This is a genomic window from Achromobacter deleyi (assembly GCF_016127315.1).
Classification (GTDB): domain Bacteria; phylum Pseudomonadota; class Gammaproteobacteria; order Burkholderiales; family Burkholderiaceae_B; genus Achromobacter; species Achromobacter insuavis_A.
Genome location: NZ_CP065997.1, coordinates 4,364,274 through 4,383,622 on the forward strand (window position 1 = coordinate 4,364,274; position 19,349 = coordinate 4,383,622).

Consider the following 19,349-nt stretch of genomic DNA (forward strand, 5'->3'; position numbering starts at 1 on the left):
TGTCAAGAAGTGCGAAGAAAGTAAAAGTTGCGGAAAGCGTGTTGCAGCCCCCGGACGGCCTCCATTCTAATATGAGAATGCTTTTCATTAAAAATTGAAGCGGAGGGCGCGGCGCGCGGGGCGCGGCGGCCATCCGGGACGGGAGAAGTTCAAATCATGCTCAGTAACGATCTGACCGTGCGTCGCGCACTGGGTCCGCGTACCCGCCTGGCCGTCGCCTTGTGCGGCGCCGGCCTCGCCCTGGGCCAGCCGGCCTGGGGGCAGGCGGCCGACACCAAGACGCTGGACACCGTGGTGGTCACGGCCAGCGGCTACGAGCAGCAGATCCAGGACGCGCCGGCGTCGATCAGCGTCATCACGCGCCAGGATCTCGAAAAGAAGTTCTACCGCGACGTCACCGACGCGCTGGTCGAAGTGCCGGGCGTGATCGTCACCGGCGGCGGCGACCGCCAGGACATCAGCTTGCGCGGCATGGGCCCGAAGTACACGCTGATCCTGATCGACGGCAAGCGCCAGAACTCGCGCGAGACCCGCACCAACTCCGACTCGAGCGGCGTGGAAGGCGGCTGGACGCCGCCGATCTCGGCCATCGAACGCATCGAGGTGGTGCGCGGGCCGATGTCGTCGCTGTATGGGTCCGACGCCATGGGCGGGGTGATCAACATCATCACCCGCAAGGTGCCCGGCGAGTGGGGCGGCGAGATCCGCATGGACACCACCATCCAGGAAAGCAGCAAGTCCGGCGACATCTACCAGGGCAACTTCTACCTGGCCGGCCCGATCAAGAACGACCTGCTGGGCCTGCAGATCTACGGCCAGGCGACCCAGCGCGACGAAGACAAGATCTTCGACGGCTACCGCAAGCGCAACGCCACCAACATCACCGCCAAGCTGGCGCTCACGCCCAACCGCGACCACGACATTGTGCTGGAAGCCACTTCCAGCCGCCAGAAATACGAGAACACCCTGGGCAAGACCGTGGCCCCGCTGGCGCCGGGCGTGGCGTGCCCGCGCACCGGCTGCCCGGCCTCGTCGGAAACCGACTACCGCAGCAACAAGTGGGCCTTGTCGCATACGGGCCGCTGGGGCTGGGGCGTGTCCGACAGCTACGTGCAGCAGGAAGAGTTCGACAACCGCTCGCGCCAGATGAAGATCAAGAACCTGGACCTGCAGACCAGCTGGTCGCTGCCGCTGGGTTCGCACATGCTGACGCTGGGCGGCAGCTACCTGACGCAGCGCCTGAACGACCAGACCGGCAACCAGCTGGCCGGCGGCCCCAGCAAGGTGGAACGCTACCAGTGGGCGCTGTTCGCCGAGGATGAATGGCGCCTGGCCGAGAGCTTCGCCGTCACCGGCGGCCTGCGCATGGACCAGGACGAGAACTTCGGCAGCCATTTCAGCCCGCGCCTGTACGGCGTGTGGCACATGGCCGAGCGCTGGACCCTGAAGGGCGGCGTCTCCACCGGGTTCCGCGCGCCCGACCTGCGCCAGACGGTCGCGGGCTGGGGCCAGGTCAGCCGCGGCGGCAACATGTACGGCAACCCCAACCTGACGCCCGAGAAGTCGGTGACCGAGGAAATCGGCCTGCTGTATGACGACGGCGAAGGCTTCAACGCCGGCCTGACGGTCTTCAACAACGACTTCAAGGACAAGATCACCCGCGTCGCGTGCCCGCTGTCGCAGTGCACCGACGGCCCCAACCAGTTCGGCGCCAATCCCACCACCTACTTGAACGTGGACAAGGCGGTGTCGCGCGGCGTCGAGGCCAACCTGAAGCTGCCGCTGGGCCGCGACTGGTCGCTGACCAGCAGCTACACCTTCACCAAGTCGGAACAGAAGACCGGCCAGTATCAGGGCCAGCCGCTGAACCAGCTGCCCAGGCACCTGTTCACCACCACGGTCAACTGGCAGGCGTCCGACGCGCTCGAGGCCTGGGCCCGCGTCAACTACCGCGGCAAGGAAAGCCAGCCGATCACCGGCCCGTCCTCGTCGTCGCTGGTGGCGCCGTCCTACACCTTCGTCGACCTGGGCGGCTCCTATGCCGTCAACAAGAAGGTGTCGGTGTACGCCGGCATCTACAACCTGTTCGACAAAAAGGTCGGCTACGACGACTACGGCTACGTCGAAGACGGCCGCCGCTATTGGCTGGGCGTGGGCGTGAAGTTCTGAGCCCGCGTGCAACACCAGGGACGCGCCGCCGCCAGGCGGCGTTCCCGCAACCTGGAGAGACGAGCATGACGATGAAACAAACCCAGGCGGGACGCGCCGGCCGTTGGCTGGCGTGTGCCGCCGCCGCCCTGGCCCTGGGCGCCGCCAGCGCGCTGAGCGCGGCCCAGACCGTGCCGGTCAAGCATGCGCGCGGCGAAACCGCCGTGCCGCAGAACCCCGCCAAGACCGTGGTGCTGGACCTGGCGGTGCTCGACACACTGCACGCGCTGGGCGTGGACGTCACCGGCGTGCCGACGGCCGCCAAGCTGCCGCCGCAACTGGCCCAGTACGCCGACAAGCGCTACCTGAAGGTGGGCAGCATGTTCGAGCCCAACTACGAAGTGATCCACGCGGCGCAGCCGCAGGTGATCTTCGTGGCCGGCCGCTCCGCGCCCAAGTACGACGAGCTGGCCAAGCTGGCGCCCACGGTGGACCTGACCGTCGACGCCAAGGACCTGGTCGGCAGCGTGGTGCGCAACACCGAGACGCTGGCCGCCCTCTACGGCAAGCAGGCCCAGGCCAAGGAAAAGCTGGACGCCCTGCGCGCCGCGATCGCCGCGCTGCACGGCAAGGCCGCCGGCGCCGGCACCGGCCTGATCGTGCTGACCACGGGCGGCAAGATGAGCGCCTACGGCCCCGGTTCGCGCTTCGGCGTCATCCATGACGCGTTCGGCATCGCGCCGGCCGCCAAGGACCTGAACGTGTCGAACCACGGCCAGGCGATCTCGTTCGAATTCATCGCCCAGACCGATCCGGACTGGCTGTTCGTGATCGACCGCGATGCCGCCATCGGCCGCGAGGGCACCTCGGCCCAGCGCATGCTGGACAACGAGCTGATCCGCCCGACCAAGGCCTGGAAGCAGCAGCGCGTGGTCTACCTGAATGGCTACAACTGGTATCTGCTGGGCAGCGCGGGCCTGACCGCCATGCAGCAGAACGTGGACGACCTGGCGCGCGCGCTGTCGGCGACCAAGTAACCGCATGGCACATCGGATGGAACCGGAGTCGGCCGGGTGAAGCAGGGTGGCATGATCACCGGCTGGGCCGGGCTGGCGGCATTGCTGCTGTTGTTGCTGTTGCTGTGCGTGGCCAGCGTCAGCCTGGGCGCGGGGACGTTTTCGTTCAGCGCCCTGGCCGGCGGGCCGGACGCCGAGCGCGCCTGGCGCCTGCTGCTGGTCAGCCGCGTGCCGCGCACGCTGGCCTTGCTGCTGGCCGGCATGGCGCTGGCGGTGGCCGGGCTCATCATGCAGATGCTGGTGCGCAACCGCTATGTCGAACCGACCACGGCCGGCACCGTCGAGTCGGCCACGCTCGGCATCCTGGTGGTGACGCTGCTGGCGCCGGACACGCCGGTGATCGGCAAGATGCTGACGGCCACCGGCTTCGCGCTGGCGGGCACGCTGCTGTTCCTGGCGCTGCTGCGGCGCGTGCCGCTGCGCACGCCCTTCATCGTGCCGCTGATCGGCCTGATCCTGGGCGGCGTGATCCACGCGGTCACCACCTTCGTCGCCTATCGCTACGACCTGCTGCAGTCGCTGCACGCCTGGACCACGGGCGATTTTTCCGGGGTGCTGCGCGGGCGTTATGAACTGCTGTGGATCGGCTTCGCGCTGGCGGCCGCCGCCTACCTGGCGGCGGACCGCTACACCGTGGCCGGCATGGGGCGGGAATTCGCCGCCAATCTCGGCCTGAACCACGCGCGCCTGACGCTGACCGGATTGCTGATCGTGTCGGCGATCTCCGCGGTGGTGGTGGTGACGGCCGGCGGCATTCCGTTCCTGGGCCTGATCGTGCCGAACGCCGTCAGCCTGATGCTGGGCGACAACATGCGCCGTTCGATTCCCTGGGTGGCGGCGCTGGGGGGCGTCTTCGTGCTGGCCTGTGACATCATCGGCCGCCTGGTGATCCACCCGTACGAGGTGCCGCTGGGCACGGTGGTGGGCGTGGTGGGCAGCATCCTGTTCCTGTGCCTGCTGCACAGCCGGAGGAACCGCCGTGGCTGATTCCGTCGTGTCGCGCGCCGCCACGGCGCGTTCGCCGCAGGCCTGGCGCCTGGCCCTGCTGGCCGCGCTGGCGCTGCTGTGCGTGGCCGGCTTCATGATGCTGGGCGCCAATGGCCAGTGGGACTTCGTGCTGCCGTTCCGTGGCGGCAAGCTGGCGGTGATGCTGCTGGTGGCGTACGCGGTGGCGGTGTCGTCGGTGCTGTTCCAGACCGTCACCCACAACCGCATCCTGACGCCGGCCATCATGGGGTTCGATGCGCTCTACCTGCTGATCCAGTCGGTGGTGGTGTTCGGCTTCGGCCAGGCGGCGGGCGCGGTCAGCCATCCGGTGGCGGCCTTCGTGCTGGAGGTGTGCGCGATGACGGCGTTCGCCTGCCTGCTGTTCCGCTGGCTGTTCACCGACGCGGTGCGCAGCCTGCACCTGATGATGCTGGTCGGCATCATCTTCGGCCTGTTGTTCCGCAGCCTGTCCAGCTTTGTCGTGCGCCTGATCGACCCGAACGAGTTCCTGGTGCTGCAGGACCGGATGTTCGCCAATTTCAATTCGGTGCGCACCGGCCTGCTGCCGATCGCGCTGGCGGCGGTGGCCGTGGCCACGCTGCTGATCTGGCGCATGCGGCGCCGCTACGACGTGCTGGCGCTGGGGCGCGAGATCGCGCTGAACCTGGGCGTGGACTATCGCCGCACCTTGCTGCTGACGCTGGCCGCCATCGCCGTGCTGGTGTCGGTGTCCACCGCGCTGGTGGGGCCGGTGACGTTTTTCGGCCTGCTGGTCAGCAACCTGGCCTACCACGCGATGGGCTCGGACCGGCATCGCCATACCGTGCCTGCCGCGGTGCTGCTCAGCGTGATCTTCCTGGTGGGCGGCCAGACGCTGCTGGAGCGGGTATTGCAGCTGAGCACCACGGTCAGCGTGGTCATCGAATTCGTGGGCGGAGTGATGTTCCTGGCCCTGATCTTGCGCAGGGGACGCCAATGATCGATATCCAAAAAGTCAGCAAGCAGTATGGCGACAGCGTGGTCGTGGACCAGGTGTCGCTGGCGCTGCCCGCGGGCGGCGTGACCGCCATTATCGGCCCCAACGGCGCCGGCAAGTCGACCCTGCTGTCGATGATCAGCCGCCTGTTGCCGACGTCGGCCGGCCACATCCTGGTCGACGGCCTGGACGTGACGCGCAGCGACAGCCGCGAACTGGCGCGCCGGCTGGCCATCCTGCGGCAGGACAACCACCTGCCGCTGCGCCTGACGGTGCGCGACCTGGTGGCGTTCGGCCGCTATCCGCACAGCGGCGGGCGGCTGACGCTGGAGGACAAGGCCCATATCGACCGCGCCATCGCCTACCTGGAGCTTGAGCCGCTGGCCGACCGCTACCTGGACGAGATGTCCGGCGGCCAGCGCCAGCGCGCCTTCGTGGCGATGGTGCTGTGCCAGGACACGCGCTACCTGCTGCTGGACGAGCCGCTCAACAGCCTCGACATGAAGCACGCGGTGGCCATGATGGGCACCCTGCGGCGCGCGGCCGACGAACTGGGCAAGACCGTGGTGCTGGTGCTGCACGACATCAACTTCGCCTCGGCCTATGCCGACCGCATCGTGGCGATGAAGGCGGGCAGGGTGGCGCACCATGGCACTCCCGCCGAGTTGATCCGTCCGGAAGTCCTGGGCGCGTTGTACGAACTGCCGATCGACGTGCACGAGATCGGCGGCAAGCGCATCTGCGTGTACTACCGCTGACCCGCGGTCGATAAAAACAGGGGCGCATGGCCGCGGCGGGGGCCTGCCGAGGGGCGCGCACGCGTGGCACGAGGTGGCTGAAAAGCATCTGAATTGAACGCGTGTCTCATTTATCGTGGCCGCAAGGCAACGTAATGATAAAAGCATTGCGAGTGATTCTCGTTGTCAAGAGAATGGCGAACCCTTCCATTTCAAACGACTTCGACAAGACCCGCTGGCCATGCACGTCCTTCGCCCTCTCACCGCCGCCCTGTTCGTCGTGGCTCCCCTGGCCGCGCACGGCCAGGCCGCCGCGCCCACCGCCACCTTGCCCGCCGTCAGCGTCGTCGGCACCGACGACACCGCCCGGAGCTACAACCCGCCCGCGTCCACCAGCGCCACCAAGATCGACGCGCCGCTGCGCGACATTCCGCAGACGGTGAACGTGGTGCCGGCGCAGGTGCTGCGCGACCAGCACGCCATGTCGGTGCAGGACGCGCTCAAGAACGTGCCGGGCGTCAGCTTCTCGACCGGCGACGGCCAGCGCGACCAGGTGTCGATCCGCGGCTTCACCGCCATCGCCGACCAGTTCGTCGACGGCTTCCGCGACGACGCGCTGTACTACCGCGACCTGTCCAACGTCGAGCGCATCGACGTCATCAAGGGCCCGGCCGCGGTGCTGTATGGCCGCGGCTCGTCGGGCGGCCTGATCAACCGCGTCACCAAGAAGCCGGGCGAGGACATCTCGCAGGTCGGCCTGAGCTACGGCTCGTGGAACGACCGCCGGCTCGACCTGGACCTGGGCCGCGCCAACGAGAGCGGCTCCATGTCGTGGCGCCTGACCGGCGCGGTGGAGAAGGGCGACAGCTACCGCGACAAGCAGTTCATCGACCGCAAGGCGATCGCGCCGTCGGCCCAGTTCCGCCTGGGCGAGGACACCACCTTCCTGCTGCAGACCGAGTTCCTGGAAGACCGCCGCCTGACCGACTTCGGCATTCCGGCCTATCACGGCCGGCCGGTGGACGTGGACCCGTCCACCTACTACGGCGCCGAGAACGCGCGCGACACCGATTACACCCAGACCCGTGTGCAGTCCTATGCCGGCACGCTGACGCACCGCTTCAACGAGAACTGGTCGCTGCGCAACGCCACGCGCTACTACCACTACACGCTGAACCGCAACAACACCTTGCCCGGCACGGTCAACGAAGCCGCCCAGACCGTGTCGCTGACGCACGGCAACGTGCTGCGCGACGAACACGGCTGGACCAACCAGACCGAGCTGATGCAGCGCGTGCAATGGGGATCGGTGCGCCACGACATCCTGTACGGCGTCGAAGTGGGGCAGCAGAACAAGGACCTGGTGAGCTATTCCAACGCCAACGTGGCGGTGGTCAACCTGTTCGATCCGCGCCTGCCGACGCTGCAGCGCCAGGCCGTGGGCGCGCCGGGTTCGGACAGCCTGGGCCGCTTCAGCACGCTCGGCCTGTACGTGCAGGACATGGTGTCGCTGGGAGAGCACTGGAAGGTGCTGGGCGGCGTGCGCCACGACCGCTTCGAGCAGAAGACCGAGGACCGCCGCAGCGGCCAGAACCTGCAGCGCACCGACTCCAACCTGAGTCCGCGCCTGGGCCTGGTGTTCCAGCCGGACAGCGTGCAGTCGTACTACGTGTCGTGGAGCCGTTCGTACCAGCCCTCGGGCGAGGCCTTCGCGCTGGCCGCCAACAACGCCGACCTGGCGCCGGAAAAGACCACCAACTATGAAGTCGGCGCCAAGTACGACTTCCTGGATGGCAAGCTCTCGACCACCGTGTCCGTGTTCCGCCTGGAGCGCACCGACATCAAGGTCACCAACCCGGTGACCAACACGCTGGTGCCGGTGGGCACGCAGCGCACCGACGGCGCCGAATGGACGCTGTCGGGCGACCTGTCCAACGGCTGGCGCGCGATGCTGGGCTACGCCTACCTGGATGCGCGCGTGACGCAGTCCGTCGCGGTGGACGCCGGCAAGAGCGTGGAAGGCAAGCGCGCCACGCTGACGCCGCGCCATGCCGGCAACGTCTGGATCACCAAGGACCTGGGCGATGGCTTCGGCGCGGGCGCCGGCCTGAACCTGGTGGGCGCGCGCTTCGCCAACCCGGGCAGCACGGTCACGCTGCCGGGCTACCTGACGGCGGACGCGGCGGCATGGTGGCGCCAGGGGCCGTACTCGGTGCAGTTGAACTTGTACAACCTGTTCAACGCCGGCTACATCGTCTCGGCCCACGGCACCAGCCCCAACCTGAACATGCCGGGCGCGCCGCGCAACGCGATGCTGAGCCTGCAGTACCGCATGTAAAACGAGCAGTCCGCGCGCGCCGGCCAGGCGCGCGCGGCGCGGTTCAGCGCAGCGGCGATTCGGCCGTCAGGCTGTCCGTTTCCAGCGCCGCCAGCGCGTCCAGGAAGCGCCACGCGAACGAGCCGGGGCCTTCCGCCAGCGCGTCGGCGCGCCGGCCGGCGATGCCGAAGCAGGACAGCGCCGCCACCGCCGCCGTGTAGGCGTCATCGCGCGCCACCGCCGCGAAGGCGCCCACCACCGCCGTCAGCGCGCAGCCCGTGGCGGTGACCTGCGGCATCAGCGGCGATCCGCCGGTCACGCGCACTTCGCGCTGGCCGTCCGTCACGAAATCCACTTCACCGGTCACGGCCACCACGGTGGCGCGCGCCCGCGCCAGCTCGCGCGCCGCCTGCTCGGCCTGTTGCACCGGATCGCGCGCGTCCACGCCCTTGCTGGCGCTCTGGCCGCCGGCCAGCGCGATGATCTCCGATGCATTGCCGCGTATCACCGCGGGCCGCAGGTCCAGCAGGCGCCGCACCGCGTCGCGGCGGAACGCCGTGGCGTGGTGCGCCACCGGATCCAGCACCCATGGCGTGCCGGCCCGGCCCGCGGCGGCGGCCGTCAGCAGCATGCTGTCCAGCCAGGGGGCCGAGAGGGTGCCGATATTGATCACCACCGCGCCGCTGATGGCGGCGAATTCGGGCGCTTCCTCGGACGCGTGCACCATCGCGGGCGAGGCGCCGATCGCCAGCAGCGTATTGGCCGCGGTATTCATCGACACGAAATTGGTCAGGCACTGCACCAGCGGCGCGTCGCGGCGCACGGCCGCGTACAGGTCGCGCGACGCCAGCGTCAGCGCGGAAAGGGAGGGGGTGGTAGAGGCCATGCCGATAGGTCCTTGCAGGGGGCTGCAGGCGGGGCGGGGCGTCATGGCGCGGCAGCGGGGGCCGGCGGAATGCGCACCTTCCCTACGCCAGCATTGTCTGGATCAGGTTCAACGGGTCTGCGCGCCGCGCGCCGCGTGTGGGGCGCGGCCGCCATCGGAATCTCAGCTTCTTGCCGAAGCTCCCCGGGTGGATGCAGCTATGTTCGGAGGCGCAAGGGGGGCTTGTCAAGCCGGATGGGCCGGCGCATCTGTCATCATGGCGGGCAATCGGATCGAGACGAGGAGGCGCGCGGCATGCAGACCCACGATGAGGCGTTGACCGAGCAGGACCTGTCCTGGTTGCGCCGTCATACGCGCTTTCACGGCGCGGAAACGGTCCTGGGGGCGGTGTTCTTCACGCTGTTCCTGGCCATCACCGCATTCATGGCAGGGATCTGGCTGTGGGGGCCCTCGACCACGGCGCGCGATCCGGTGCTGGGCGTGATGATCCTGGTGCTTGCCGGCTTCACGCTGCATTTCGGCCGGCGCCTGCTGCGCGGCCCGGCGGTGCGGCGGCGCTGGCGGCGGGTGTTGCGCGGAGGCGTGCCGAAGCAGGTGGTCTCGGGCGTGCTCACCGGCTTGGCGCCCACCGCCGGTGGCAGCGTGCGGTACGGCATCGATGGGCGCACGCTGGAGGTGGCGCTGCCGTTCATGAACGGCTTCACGATGCCCGGGGATGGCGGCACGAGTCCCGAACGCTGCGCCGCCAGGCTGGATGCGCCGGTACGGCTGCACCTGCTGGCGCTGTGGCCGGGGCAGGCGCCGGTGCTGTTGCGCGCGGAATACGACGGCCCGGGCGAAGTGCAGAAAGCCTACGAGACCCTCGGCGATGCTGATCGGGGGCGGTTGGGGCAGGATGCGGCCTTGTCGCGCAACGTGTTGCTGGGGGCAGCGCTGGTGTCTCTGGCCGCCGGTTGGTTGGCGTGGCCGCTGTATGGCGTCGGCGCGTTGTTCCTGGCGGCGGCATGGTGGGCGGGGCGGCCGAGCCGGGCCTTGCGGCGCGCGAGCGTCAAGTACGGCGTGCGCGGCCGGGTGGACGAGGTCCTGACCTACAAGGCGCAGATGCCGGACTCGACTTCCAGGACTCCGCTGTACGCCTATCGGCTGGGCGGCGAACTGTACAACCTCAGCCATGGCGGCGGCCCGGCGCATCCCGGGGAGCGGGTCGCGTTCGAGTACCTGGACCGGGGCAAGGGCGGCCTGGAACCGCTGTTTTTTCACCGCGAAGGCGGGGCGCCCTCCGCGTCCGCGGACAGGCTCGTCACGGACAATTCCAAGGCCTGAATCGGAAGCGTCGCGACGGGGGCGGGGCGTCCGCGCCGGGCGGGGCGCTTGCCGATGCCAGTCTCTCGTCATTACAATAGAGAATGGTTATCATTCATTTGCCCGCAAGGGCGCGCGGCCATGCCCCCCACGACGCAGGATCGAATCGAATCGCTTTATGTGGATCACCACGGCTGGTTGCACGGTTGGCTGCGCCGTCAGCTGGGCAATTCGTTCGAGGCCGCGGACCTGGCGCATGACGTGTTCGTGCGCCTGCTGCGCCGGCCGGCCGTGGCCGACACGCGCGAGCCGCGGGCTTTCCTGAGCACCATCGCGCGTGGCCTGCTGGTCGACCACTGGCGCCGCCGCGAACTGGAGCGCGCCTGGCTCGACGTGCTGGCCCGCACGCCGGAAGCGCAAGCCCCTTCCCCCGAAAGCCGCCTGCTCATCCTCGAGGCGCTGATCAAGATCGACCAGATGCTCGACACCCTCAAGCCCAAGGTGCGCCAGGCCTTCCTGTGGGCCCAGCTCGAGGGCCTGAGCTGCCCGCAGATCGCCGCGCGGCTCGATGTGTCGCTGGCCACCGCCGAGCGCTACGTCGCCAGCGGGCTGCGCCAGTGCTATCAATTCCGCTTCGAGCCGGCATGAGAGAGCCGGGCGCGGCCGCGCCGATCGCCGCCACCATCGTCGACCAGGCCATCGACTGGTCGGTCAAACTCAACTTCAGCCAGGCGGACGCGCGCACGCGCGCGGCGTTCGAGCGCTGGCGCCGGGCCGCGCCCGAGCACGAAATGGCCTGGGCCCGCGTGCAATCGCTGAACGCCGATTTCACCTCGGTCCCGCAGGGGCTGGCGCTGGATGCGTTGACGGCCCTGAACGGCACGCGCCGGCGCCAGCGCCGCGTGGTGCTCAAGAGCCTGCTGGTCGCCGGCGGCGTATTGGGCACGGGCTGGGCGGCGCGCGAGCAGGTGCCCTGGCAGCGCCTGGTCGCCGACGTCAGCACCGGCCTGGGCGAGCGCCGGGCCCTGACGCTGGCCGATGGCACCTATCTGGTGCTGAACACCGACAGCGCCGTGAGCCTGCTGCTGGAGGGCCCCGAGCGCGTGGTGGTGCTGCATCGCGGCGAGATCTCGCTGAGCACGGGCAGCGACGCCGGGTCGCCGGCGCGGCGGCCGTTCCGCGTGCGCACGCCGTATGGCATGGTCGAGGCGCTGGGCACCCGCTTCGTCGTGCGCCTGGACGACGACGGCGCCCGGGTCAGCGTGCAGGAACACGCGGTGGCCCTGACGCCGGCCGACGGCGGCGACCGTGTCATCGTGCAGGCGGGCCAGCAGGGCTGGCTTGACCGCCGGCACGCGCAACCCCTGCCGCCGCCCGCCATGGAAAGCGCGGCCTGGGTCGAAGGCGCGATCGTCGGCAAGAACATGCGGCTGACCGACCTGCTGGCGGAACTGTCGCGCTATCGCCGCGGGCGCATCAGCTGTGCCCCCGAGGTGGCGGACCTGCGGGTATCGGGCACCTATCACATCGGCGACGCCGACCGGGCGCTGGCCTTCCTGGCCCAGACCTTGCCGGTCCGGGTGCGTTACTGGACCCGCTACTGGGTGACGGTCGGCCCGGCCTGATGCCGGCATGCCGCGCCGGGAAATGGCTCAAGAGACGGCCGCGCGCAGAGGCCGAAAAAAAAGTCGCAAAAAAATGAGGGGATTCGCGTTCTTGTCCGGCCTACAGGGAAAGACACCTTTCAACCTGGCCTTCAAGACTACGCAATGACACTCGCTCGTACCCCGAAGACGGCGCGCCCGGCGCCCGTTCCCACCTTGCTGCGCACGGCCCTGTCCGGCATCCTGTGCGGCGCCGCCCTGGCGGCCTGGCCGGGCGCCGCCGTGTGGGCGCAAGCCGCGCCCGCGGTGCAGGAGGCCGAGCGCGGCTTCGCCATCGCCGCCGGCCCGCTGGACCAGGCGCTGAACCAGTTCGCGCGCGCCGCCGGGGTGAATGTGTCGTTCGATGCGTCCCAGGTCGAGCGCGCGCAGACGCAGGGCCTGAACGGCCGCTGGACCACCGCGGGCGGCCTGGCGGCCTTGCTGGCCGGCACCGGCTTCGAAGGCGTGCGCCAGCCCAGCGGCGGCTACGCGGTGCGGCGCGCCGCGCGCGGGGGCGCCGTCACGCTGGACGCGGTGACGGTGACCGGGCAGGAATACCGCAGCATGTCCGAAGGCACCGGCTCCTATACCGTGCCCTCGGTCATGATCGGCAAGGGCGACCAGCGCCTGCGCGACATCCCGCAGTCCGTCAGCGTCGTGACGCGCCAACGGCTGGACGAACAGAACCTGACCTCGGTCTACGACGCGCTGGAAAACACCACCGGCGTGACCCTGCAGCAGAGCCCGCAGGGCGGCAAATACATCTATTCGCGCGGCTTCGAGAGCAGCGTCATCCAGTACGACGGCGTGCCGCTGGAACGCGGCTTCTATGGCCGCGCCAGCAATTACTCGGGCGGCACCGCCATGTATGACCGGGTCGAGGTGCTGCGCGGCGCCGCCGGCCTGCTGCAAGGCTCGGGTTCGCCCGGCGGCGCGGTGAACCTGGTGCGCAAGCGCCCGCTGGCGGAAGACCGCTTCATGGTCGAGACCAAGGCCGGCAGCTGGGACCGCTATGGCCTGCAGGTCGATGGCAGTGGCGCGCTCAATGCCGATGGCAGCCTGCGCGGCCGGGCGTTGATCGAACGCCAGGACAACCATTCGTTCATCGACCGCGTCCACCTGAAGAACACCACCTTCTACGGCACGATCGAGTACGACTTCACGCCCTATACGCAGCTGAACCTGGGCTACAGCTACGAAGACCTGCGCGGCCGGCCAACGATTTCGGGCTTGCCGCGCTATAGCGATGGCGAGGATATCGACTTCAAGCGTTCCACCAGCTACGGCGCCGACTGGAACCGGCAGCAGACTTCGAACCAGGGCTTCTACGCCGACTTCACGCACGCCTTCAACGACGACTGGCGCTTCAAGGTCACGGGCGCCTACGTGCGGGAAAAGCAGTACCTGAAGTACACCGCCTCCAGCCGCGCCGTGAATCCGGCCACGCAGATGGCCATGGTCAGCGTGGCCCGCACGGTCGCCGACCTGGACGCGTCGGGCATGGACGCCAACCTGACCGGCAAATTCCGCGCCTTCGGCCGCACCCACGAGGTGGTGGTGGGCGCCAACTATGCCCACACCAAGATCGACACGTCCTATTCGTACCTGACGAACTACGCCGCCTTCAACGCCTTCCAGTTCAATCCGGGCCTGCCCGAGCCGACCTCGGCCGCGCTGCTGGGATCCACGGATGAAGTCCGCCTCGGCATGAGCCGCGAACTGGGCTTCTACGGCGCGACCCGCCTGCAGCTGACCGATCCGCTGAAGCTGGTGCTGGGCGGCCGCTTCAGCCGTTCGAACCGTATCTGGACCACCGATACCACCACGGCCGGCGTCCTGGTGAACGGCCAGACGGTGCAGGGCAACACCCACTTCACGCCCTACGCGGGGCTGATCCTCGACCTGTCGCCGCAGTGGACCACCTATGTGAGCTACACGGACATCTTCAAGCCGCAGAGCGAGGTCAACGCCTCGGGCCAGTCGCTCAAGCCCATCGTCGGCGAGAACTACGAGCTGGGCCTGAAGGGCGAGCTGCTGGACGGCCGCATCAACACGGCGTTCGCGATCTTTCGCATCGACCAGAGCCACCGCGCCCAGGTGGACTTCAGCTCCAGCCCGACCTGCGCCGACAACTACTACTGCTACACCGACGCGGGCAAGGTGCGCAGCCAGGGCTTCGACGCCGAAATCAATGGCGAAGTCACCCGCGGCTGGAACGTGTACGCCGGCTATACCTTCAACACCACCCGCTACCTGAAGGACGTCAGCAGCGAAGGGCAGGCGTTCGCCTGGCACACGCCCAAGCACATCTTCCGGCTCTGGTCCACGTACCAGCTGCCGGGCGACCTGAGCGCCTTCACGGTGGGCGGCGGCGTCAACGTGCAGAGCGGCCAGTCGCGCCAGATCGGCGCGCTGACGGCCAAGGCCAGCGGCCGCGCGGTGTGGAACGCCTACGCCAAGTACCAGATCAACCGCAACTGGGCCGCCACGCTCAACCTCAACAACATCTTCGACAAGACCTACTACAGCGCCATCGGCAACATGGTCAACGGCGTGCACTACGGCGATCCCCGCAACGCCATGCTGACGCTGCGCGGCACGTTCTGATGCGCCAGGGCGGGTTGCGCCAGCGCATGGCCTGGCTGCACACCTGGTGCGGCCTGGTCTGCGCCTGGTTGCTGTGCCTGATCTTCCTGGCCGGCACGCTCAGCGTGTTCCGCGCGCCGATCTCGCACTGGATGGGCGCCGAGCCGGCCCTGCCGCGCGAGGTGCGGGACATCGGCATGCCCGCCGTGCTGCAGGCGGCCGGGCGCCTGCTCGACCAGGAGGGCGCGGGCGCGCGTTTCTGGCGCATCGAGCTGCCGCCGGCCGCCGACCGCGCATTGCGCGTGTTCTGGCGCGACGCGGCCGGCGCCACCCACGAGGCGGCGATGGATCCGCGCAGCGGCGAACGGCTGCCCCAGCCCTGGGGCCGCAAGACCGAGGGCGGCCGCCACTTCATGGTGCTGCACTACACCCTGTATGGCGGCGACTTCGGCTTCTGGCTGGTGGGCTGGCTGTCGGTCGGCATGCTGGTGGCGTTGCTGAGCGGCGTCATCGTGCACAAGCGCATCTTCAAGGACTTCTTCACCTTCCGGCCGGGCCGGGGCGCGCGCGCCTGGCTGGACGGACACAACGCCAGCGCGGTGCTGACGCTGCCGTTCCAGCTGATGATCGTCTATACCGGCCTGGCGATCTTCTACACCAGCTACATGCCCGGGCCGTTGCGCGTCCTGTACGGCGAGCAGGGCATGGCGCGATGGCACGAGGAACTGGCGGCGGCCGGGCCGGGTGCCGCCGGCCGCGACGCCATGACGGACGCGCGGTTGGCGCCCGAGGTGCCGGGGCGCCTGCAACTGGGCGCGTTCCTGGCGGCCGCGGAGGTCGCGATGGACAGCCCCGCGCGCATGCTGATGGTCGAACGCCCCGGGCAGGCGACGGAAACGATCCGCGTGTTCGGCCGGGTCGACGAGGCCGCGTCGGTGCGGCGCTTCACGGGCCAGGCTGGTCGCGCCGCCTTTCGCGCGGCCAGCGGCGAGATGACCGAGTTGCGCCGGGCCGATGCCGCGCCCGGCGCCGACGTGGCGCATGGCGTGATGGAGCGGCTGCACCTGGCGACCTATGGCGGCTGGCCGCTGCGCTGGATGTACTTCCTGTTCGGGCTGGCGGGCACGGTGATGATCGCCACCGGGGCGGTGTTGTATGCCGTCAAGCGGCGCGCCCGGCACGACGGCGCGTTCGGCGCGGCCACGCCGGTCTTCCAGCGCGTGGTCGAGTCGCTCAACGTGGCGGCCATCGCCGGCGGCGCCGTGGCCTGTATCGCCTATTTCCATGGCAATCGCCTGATCCCGGCGGACTGGCCGGCGCGCGGGCAGTGGGAGATCCGGGTGTTCTTCCTGGCCTGGCTGGCGACCTTGCTGCATGCCCTGGTCCGGCCGCCGTCGCGCGCGTGGCGGGAGCAGTTCGGCATGGCGGCGCTGCTGTGCCTGTCGCTGCCGCTCGTCAATGGCTTGACCACGGGGCAGTCGATCGTCACCTATGTGCCGGCGGGCGACGCGATCGCCGCGTCGGTGGAAGGGGTGATCCTGCTTGCCGGCCTGCTGTGCCTGTGGCTGGCCGGCAAGGTGGGGCGAACCCGCTGGACGCCGCCGCTGGCGGGCCGGACGCCGCCAGCGCCGCCCGGGTACCGCTGGCGCGTCCTGGCGCGTGTCGCGGTGGCCGTGCTGGGCGGCTACGCGCTGGCAACCCTGGCCGCGACGGCCATGGCGCAATGGCTGTCATCGCCGGGGCTGGCCGGCCGTCCGGTGGCCGTCGTGGCGGGCACGTTGTGCGCCTTCCTGTTCTACGCGCTGGCGGCGATGTGGGTGTTCGCCGCGCGGCGGGCGTGGGGGTATCTGCTGGGGATGGCGATGCTGCTGGCGTTGCTGGTCTGGGCCGTGGGGCGAGGGGTATGACGTCGTCCTGGCGGGAGGGGATGTCGGTGTTTCTGTCATCAGGAAGTGACGGCCAGCCGTCACGCGGCTGCGCGCTTCAAATGCTTCCAGACCTTCGCCAGGATGCCCTGCAAGGCCGTGCGGTCCGCTTCGTCCAGGCAATCCACCAGCGACGCGCACATCGTCCAGAACGCCGGTAGCGCCCGGGCGAGCAGGTCGCGGCCGGCGTCCGTCAGGGTCAGCGAAATGCTGCGCCGGTCGTCCTGGTTGAGCGCCCGCGTCAGCAGCTCGCGTTTCTCCAGCCAGTCCAGCAGGCCCGTGACCGTCGATCGGGTGACGCCGAAGTAGTCGGCGATGTACGACGGCGTCACGGCGCGGCTGTCGAGCAGGCCGCGTTCGGCCAGGCCGAAGATCATCAGCACGTCCAGCTTGCTTTCCGATACGCCGAACGGCGCCAGCGACGCGTTGGCCCGGTGTTCCACGTCGTCGGCCAGCCACAGCATCAACAGTCCCAGTCCGGCGGCGCCGGTATCGGTGCCGCGCGCGGCGGTTTGGGCCATCAACGTCAGGTGGGGCCGGGCGGCGGCGGCCGCGCCGTCGCGCATGGCCTGCGCCTGGCGTGTCGCGGCGTTGTCGGGGGCGGCGGGGGCGGTGGACGGGGCGCCGGCCGCGGTCTTGGCCGTCTTGGTGGCTTTCCCGGGTCGGGCGGTCGGAGCGGCGGACTTGCGTGCGGGCATGGGAATCGGCGGGCTGTCGTGTCGGAAACGTTGCGGTGCGGGCAGGCCGGATTATACGTTCATCAAATAATACGATTTGCATATAGTACGTTTAACGTACTATATTTGCCGCGTCGGCGTTCACGCCATTTCCGCGGCCAGGGCCTTGCCCGGCAGGCCGCGTTGACCTTTCAACAGGAGACTCCCATGCCCGTCAAAGTGCTCGAACTTCATCACGTCGGATTCGGCGTGAATCACGCCCAGGCCGACGCCATGCTCGATTTCTATCGCGACGTGCTGAGCCTGCCGCAGGACCCGGCGCGGTGGAAGATCCCGGGCATCTACGGTTCGTGGATCAACCTGCCCAATGGCACGCAATTGCACATCCTCGGCAGCGAAGGCCCGTCGCGCTACGCCAAGGGACCGGGGCAGGATCCGGTGTCGAACCACATCGCGCTCGCGGTCGAGGACGTGCTGGCCGCCGAGCAGGAACTCATCGCCCGCGGCATCGCGTACTTCACGCTGGACAATGTCGCCTCGCCCAGCCTCAAGCAGCTGTTCCTGCGCGACCCGGCCGGCAACCTGGTGGAACTGCATCAATCCAGCGCCCGGCGCCCCGGCGTGGACCAGCCGGCGCAGGATCCGGCCCGCGCCGGCAACGAGTAGGCCGTTTCCCGGAGAGCTTTCCCATGTATTTCGACATGCAGTCGCTCAGCGGCGAGCAGCGCAGCAAACTCATGCATTCCACCGTCCTGCCCCGGCCCATCGCCTGGGTCGGTTCGCGCGATGCGCGGGGCGCCCTGAACGTGGCGCCGTTTTCCTTTTTCAATGTGATGTCCGGCGATCCGCCGATCCTGTGCTTCTGTGTCGGTTCGCGCGACGGCCGGCTCAAGGACACCGCGCGCAATATCGCCGCGCGCGGCGAGTTCGTGGTCAACCTGGTGTCGGCGACGCAGGCGCGCCGCATGAACGTGACGGCCATCGACTTCGACGCCAGCATCGACGAGGCGATGGAGGCCGGCCTGCTGCTGGCGCCCGGCCGCAACGTCGACGTGCCGCGAATCCAGGACAGCCCGGCATCGATGGAATGCCGCGTGCGCCAGCTGGTCGACATCGATGCGCGCCGCGTGCTGGTCATCGGCGACATCGTCGGCATGCACCTGATCGACGCGGCCGTCACCGATGCCGAACGCATGTTCATCGACCCGCTGCCGATGCAGTTGATCGGCCGGCTGCACAACCCGGGGTGGTATTGCGAGGTGACCCGCGCCTTCCAGATGGCGACGCCGTCGGTGGCGCGGTGGCGCCAGATGCAGCAGGACGGGGTGGCGCAGCAGTACCTGGAGGAACCGCTGCCGCCGGTCGACGGGCGCTGAGGCGCGGCGGACATGGCGCGGGACTGCGCCGGGCGTTGCGGCAGGCGCCGCACGGTCCTGGCCGTGCGCGGCGTTCCTGCGTACACTGGCGCCATGCTACGTATCGACCATCTCACCAAACGCTACGGCGATCATTCCGTCTTCGAGGGACTGACGCACACGTTCGCGCCCGGCTGCGTGGCGCTGTGCGAAGAGGAAAGCACCGGCAAATCCAGCCTGCTCGGCATCATCGCGGGCGTGATCGCGCCGGATGGCGGCGAGGTCTGGATCGACGGCCACTCGCTGGCCGAGGCGCCGCGGCTGGCCCAGGGGCGCCTGGCCTACGTGCCCGACAACTGCCTGGCGCTGCCGCAGCAGACCGGGCGCGGGCTGCTCGAACAGGTCGCGGCGGAAAAGGGCGTGGCGCTGGATGACGCGGTGCTCGACCTGGCCACCCGGCTGGGGCTTGAGCCGCACCTGGACAAGCGCTTCGAGCAGATGTCCACGGGCACGCGTCGCAAGGTCTACCTGACCGCGGCCGCCCTGGGCGATCCGGCCGTGGTCATCGCCGACGGCCCCAGCAACGGGCTCGATACGCCTGCGCGGCGTGAGTTGGCCGAGTTGTTCAGGACCTGGGGCCGGGACCGGGTGGTGCTGTTCGCCAGCCACGATCCCGAGCTGGTGCAGGCCTGCGGGGCGACTGTCGTGGACGTCGCCGCGCTGCGCTGATCTGT

At 69.2% G+C, this 19,349-nt stretch carries 16 protein-coding genes and 1 riboswitch; of the genes, 14 read left to right on the forward strand and 2 right to left on the reverse strand.

Going from position 1 to position 19,349, the window contains the following annotated elements; genetic code table 11:
* The first annotated feature begins 156 nt into the window (after window positions 1–156).
* The 6 genes from I6I07_RS19950 (at window position 157) to I6I07_RS19975 (ending at window position 8,262) form a co-directional block, all read left to right on the forward strand.
* Window positions 157–2,169, forward strand: coding sequence for a ligand-gated channel protein (locus tag I6I07_RS19950; protein ID WP_198483383.1), 2,013 nt, complete (start codon window positions 157–159; stop codon window positions 2,167–2,169).
* A 65-nt stretch (window positions 2,170–2,234) separates the two neighbouring features.
* The gene (locus tag I6I07_RS19955; protein WP_198483384.1) at window positions 2,235–3,185 is read left to right on the forward strand and encodes a siderophore ABC transporter substrate-binding protein; all 951 of its coding nucleotides are present in this window, start codon (window positions 2,235–2,237) and stop codon (window positions 3,183–3,185) included.
* A 51-nt stretch (window positions 3,186–3,236) separates the two neighbouring features.
* The gene (locus tag I6I07_RS19960; RefSeq protein ID WP_116520887.1) at window positions 3,237–4,211 is read left to right on the forward strand and encodes an ABC transporter permease; all 975 of its coding nucleotides are present in this window, start codon (window positions 3,237–3,239) and stop codon (window positions 4,209–4,211) included.
* Window positions 4,204–5,190: an iron chelate uptake ABC transporter family permease subunit gene (locus I6I07_RS19965; RefSeq protein WP_198483385.1), complete on the forward strand. Its 987-nt coding sequence runs from the start codon at window positions 4,204–4,206 to the stop codon at window positions 5,188–5,190. Before I6I07_RS19960 ends, I6I07_RS19965 begins: the two co-directional genes overlap by 8 nt.
* On the forward strand, window positions 5,187–5,945 hold the full coding sequence (locus I6I07_RS19970) for an ABC transporter ATP-binding protein (RefSeq protein WP_198483386.1): 759 nt from the start codon (window positions 5,187–5,189) through the stop codon (window positions 5,943–5,945). Before I6I07_RS19965 ends, I6I07_RS19970 begins: the two co-directional genes overlap by 4 nt.
* Window positions 5,946–6,165: 220 nt before the next feature.
* Complete coding sequence (locus I6I07_RS19975) at window positions 6,166–8,262, forward strand: TonB-dependent receptor (protein ID WP_198483387.1); 2,097 nt, start codon at window positions 6,166–6,168, stop codon at window positions 8,260–8,262.
* Window positions 8,263–8,305: 43 nt separating this feature from the next.
* On the opposite strand, the gene thiM is transcribed toward I6I07_RS19975, so the two are convergent.
* A complete protein-coding gene (gene thiM, locus I6I07_RS19980; protein WP_198483388.1) occupies window positions 8,306–9,127 on the reverse strand; it encodes a hydroxyethylthiazole kinase in 822 nt (273 codons plus the stop codon).
* Between the two features lie 61 nt (window positions 9,128–9,188).
* Window positions 9,189–9,323, reverse strand: a riboswitch (TPP riboswitch).
* Window positions 9,324–9,421: 98 nt separating this feature from the next.
* On the opposite strand from thiM, the gene I6I07_RS19985 reads away from it, so the two are divergent.
* The 5 genes from I6I07_RS19985 to I6I07_RS20005 all read left to right on the forward strand — a co-directional run bounded on the left by I6I07_RS19985 (window position 9,422) and on the right by I6I07_RS20005 (window position 16,565).
* A complete protein-coding gene (locus tag I6I07_RS19985; RefSeq protein WP_198483389.1) occupies window positions 9,422–10,450 on the forward strand; it encodes a hypothetical protein in 1,029 nt (342 codons plus the stop codon).
* Between the two features lie 120 nt (window positions 10,451–10,570).
* Window positions 10,571–11,077: a sigma-70 family RNA polymerase sigma factor gene (locus I6I07_RS19990; RefSeq protein ID WP_198483390.1), complete on the forward strand. Its 507-nt coding sequence runs from the start codon at window positions 10,571–10,573 to the stop codon at window positions 11,075–11,077.
* Window positions 11,074–12,054, forward strand: coding sequence for a FecR domain-containing protein (locus I6I07_RS19995; RefSeq protein ID WP_198483391.1), 981 nt, complete (start codon window positions 11,074–11,076; stop codon window positions 12,052–12,054). Before I6I07_RS19990 ends, I6I07_RS19995 begins: the two co-directional genes overlap by 4 nt.
* Before the next feature lie 144 nt (window positions 12,055–12,198).
* Window positions 12,199–14,679 carry a TonB-dependent siderophore receptor gene (locus tag I6I07_RS20000; RefSeq protein ID WP_198483392.1) on the forward strand — a complete coding sequence of 827 codons (2,481 nt, stop codon included), beginning with the start codon at window positions 12,199–12,201 and terminating at the stop codon, window positions 14,677–14,679.
* Window positions 14,679–16,565 (forward strand): PepSY-associated TM helix domain-containing protein, encoded by a 1,887-nt coding sequence (locus tag I6I07_RS20005; RefSeq protein ID WP_198483393.1) that lies wholly within the window; start codon window positions 14,679–14,681, stop codon window positions 16,563–16,565. Before I6I07_RS20000 ends, I6I07_RS20005 begins: the two co-directional genes overlap by 1 nt.
* A gap of 59 nt (window positions 16,566–16,624) precedes the next feature.
* On the opposite strand, the gene I6I07_RS20010 is transcribed toward I6I07_RS20005, so the two are convergent.
* On the reverse strand, window positions 16,625–17,281 hold the full coding sequence (locus I6I07_RS20010; protein WP_198483394.1) for a MarR family winged helix-turn-helix transcriptional regulator: 657 nt from the start codon (window positions 17,279–17,281) through the stop codon (window positions 16,625–16,627).
* 186 nt (window positions 17,282–17,467) lie between these two features.
* Between I6I07_RS20010 and I6I07_RS20015 the strand changes: the two genes are divergently transcribed.
* The 3 genes from I6I07_RS20015 to I6I07_RS20025 all read left to right on the forward strand — a co-directional run bounded on the left by I6I07_RS20015 (window position 17,468) and on the right by I6I07_RS20025 (window position 19,344).
* Complete coding sequence (locus tag I6I07_RS20015) at window positions 17,468–17,926, forward strand: VOC family protein (protein WP_006395805.1); 459 nt, start codon at window positions 17,468–17,470, stop codon at window positions 17,924–17,926.
* 23 nt (window positions 17,927–17,949) lie between these two features.
* Window positions 17,950–18,636: a flavin reductase family protein gene (locus tag I6I07_RS20020; RefSeq protein ID WP_198483395.1), complete on the forward strand. Its 687-nt coding sequence runs from the start codon at window positions 17,950–17,952 to the stop codon at window positions 18,634–18,636.
* Window positions 18,637–18,729: 93 nt separating this feature from the next.
* Window positions 18,730–19,344 (forward strand): ABC transporter ATP-binding protein, encoded by a 615-nt coding sequence (locus I6I07_RS20025; RefSeq protein WP_198483396.1) that lies wholly within the window; start codon window positions 18,730–18,732, stop codon window positions 19,342–19,344.
* The last annotated feature ends 5 nt before the right edge of the window (window positions 19,345–19,349 follow it).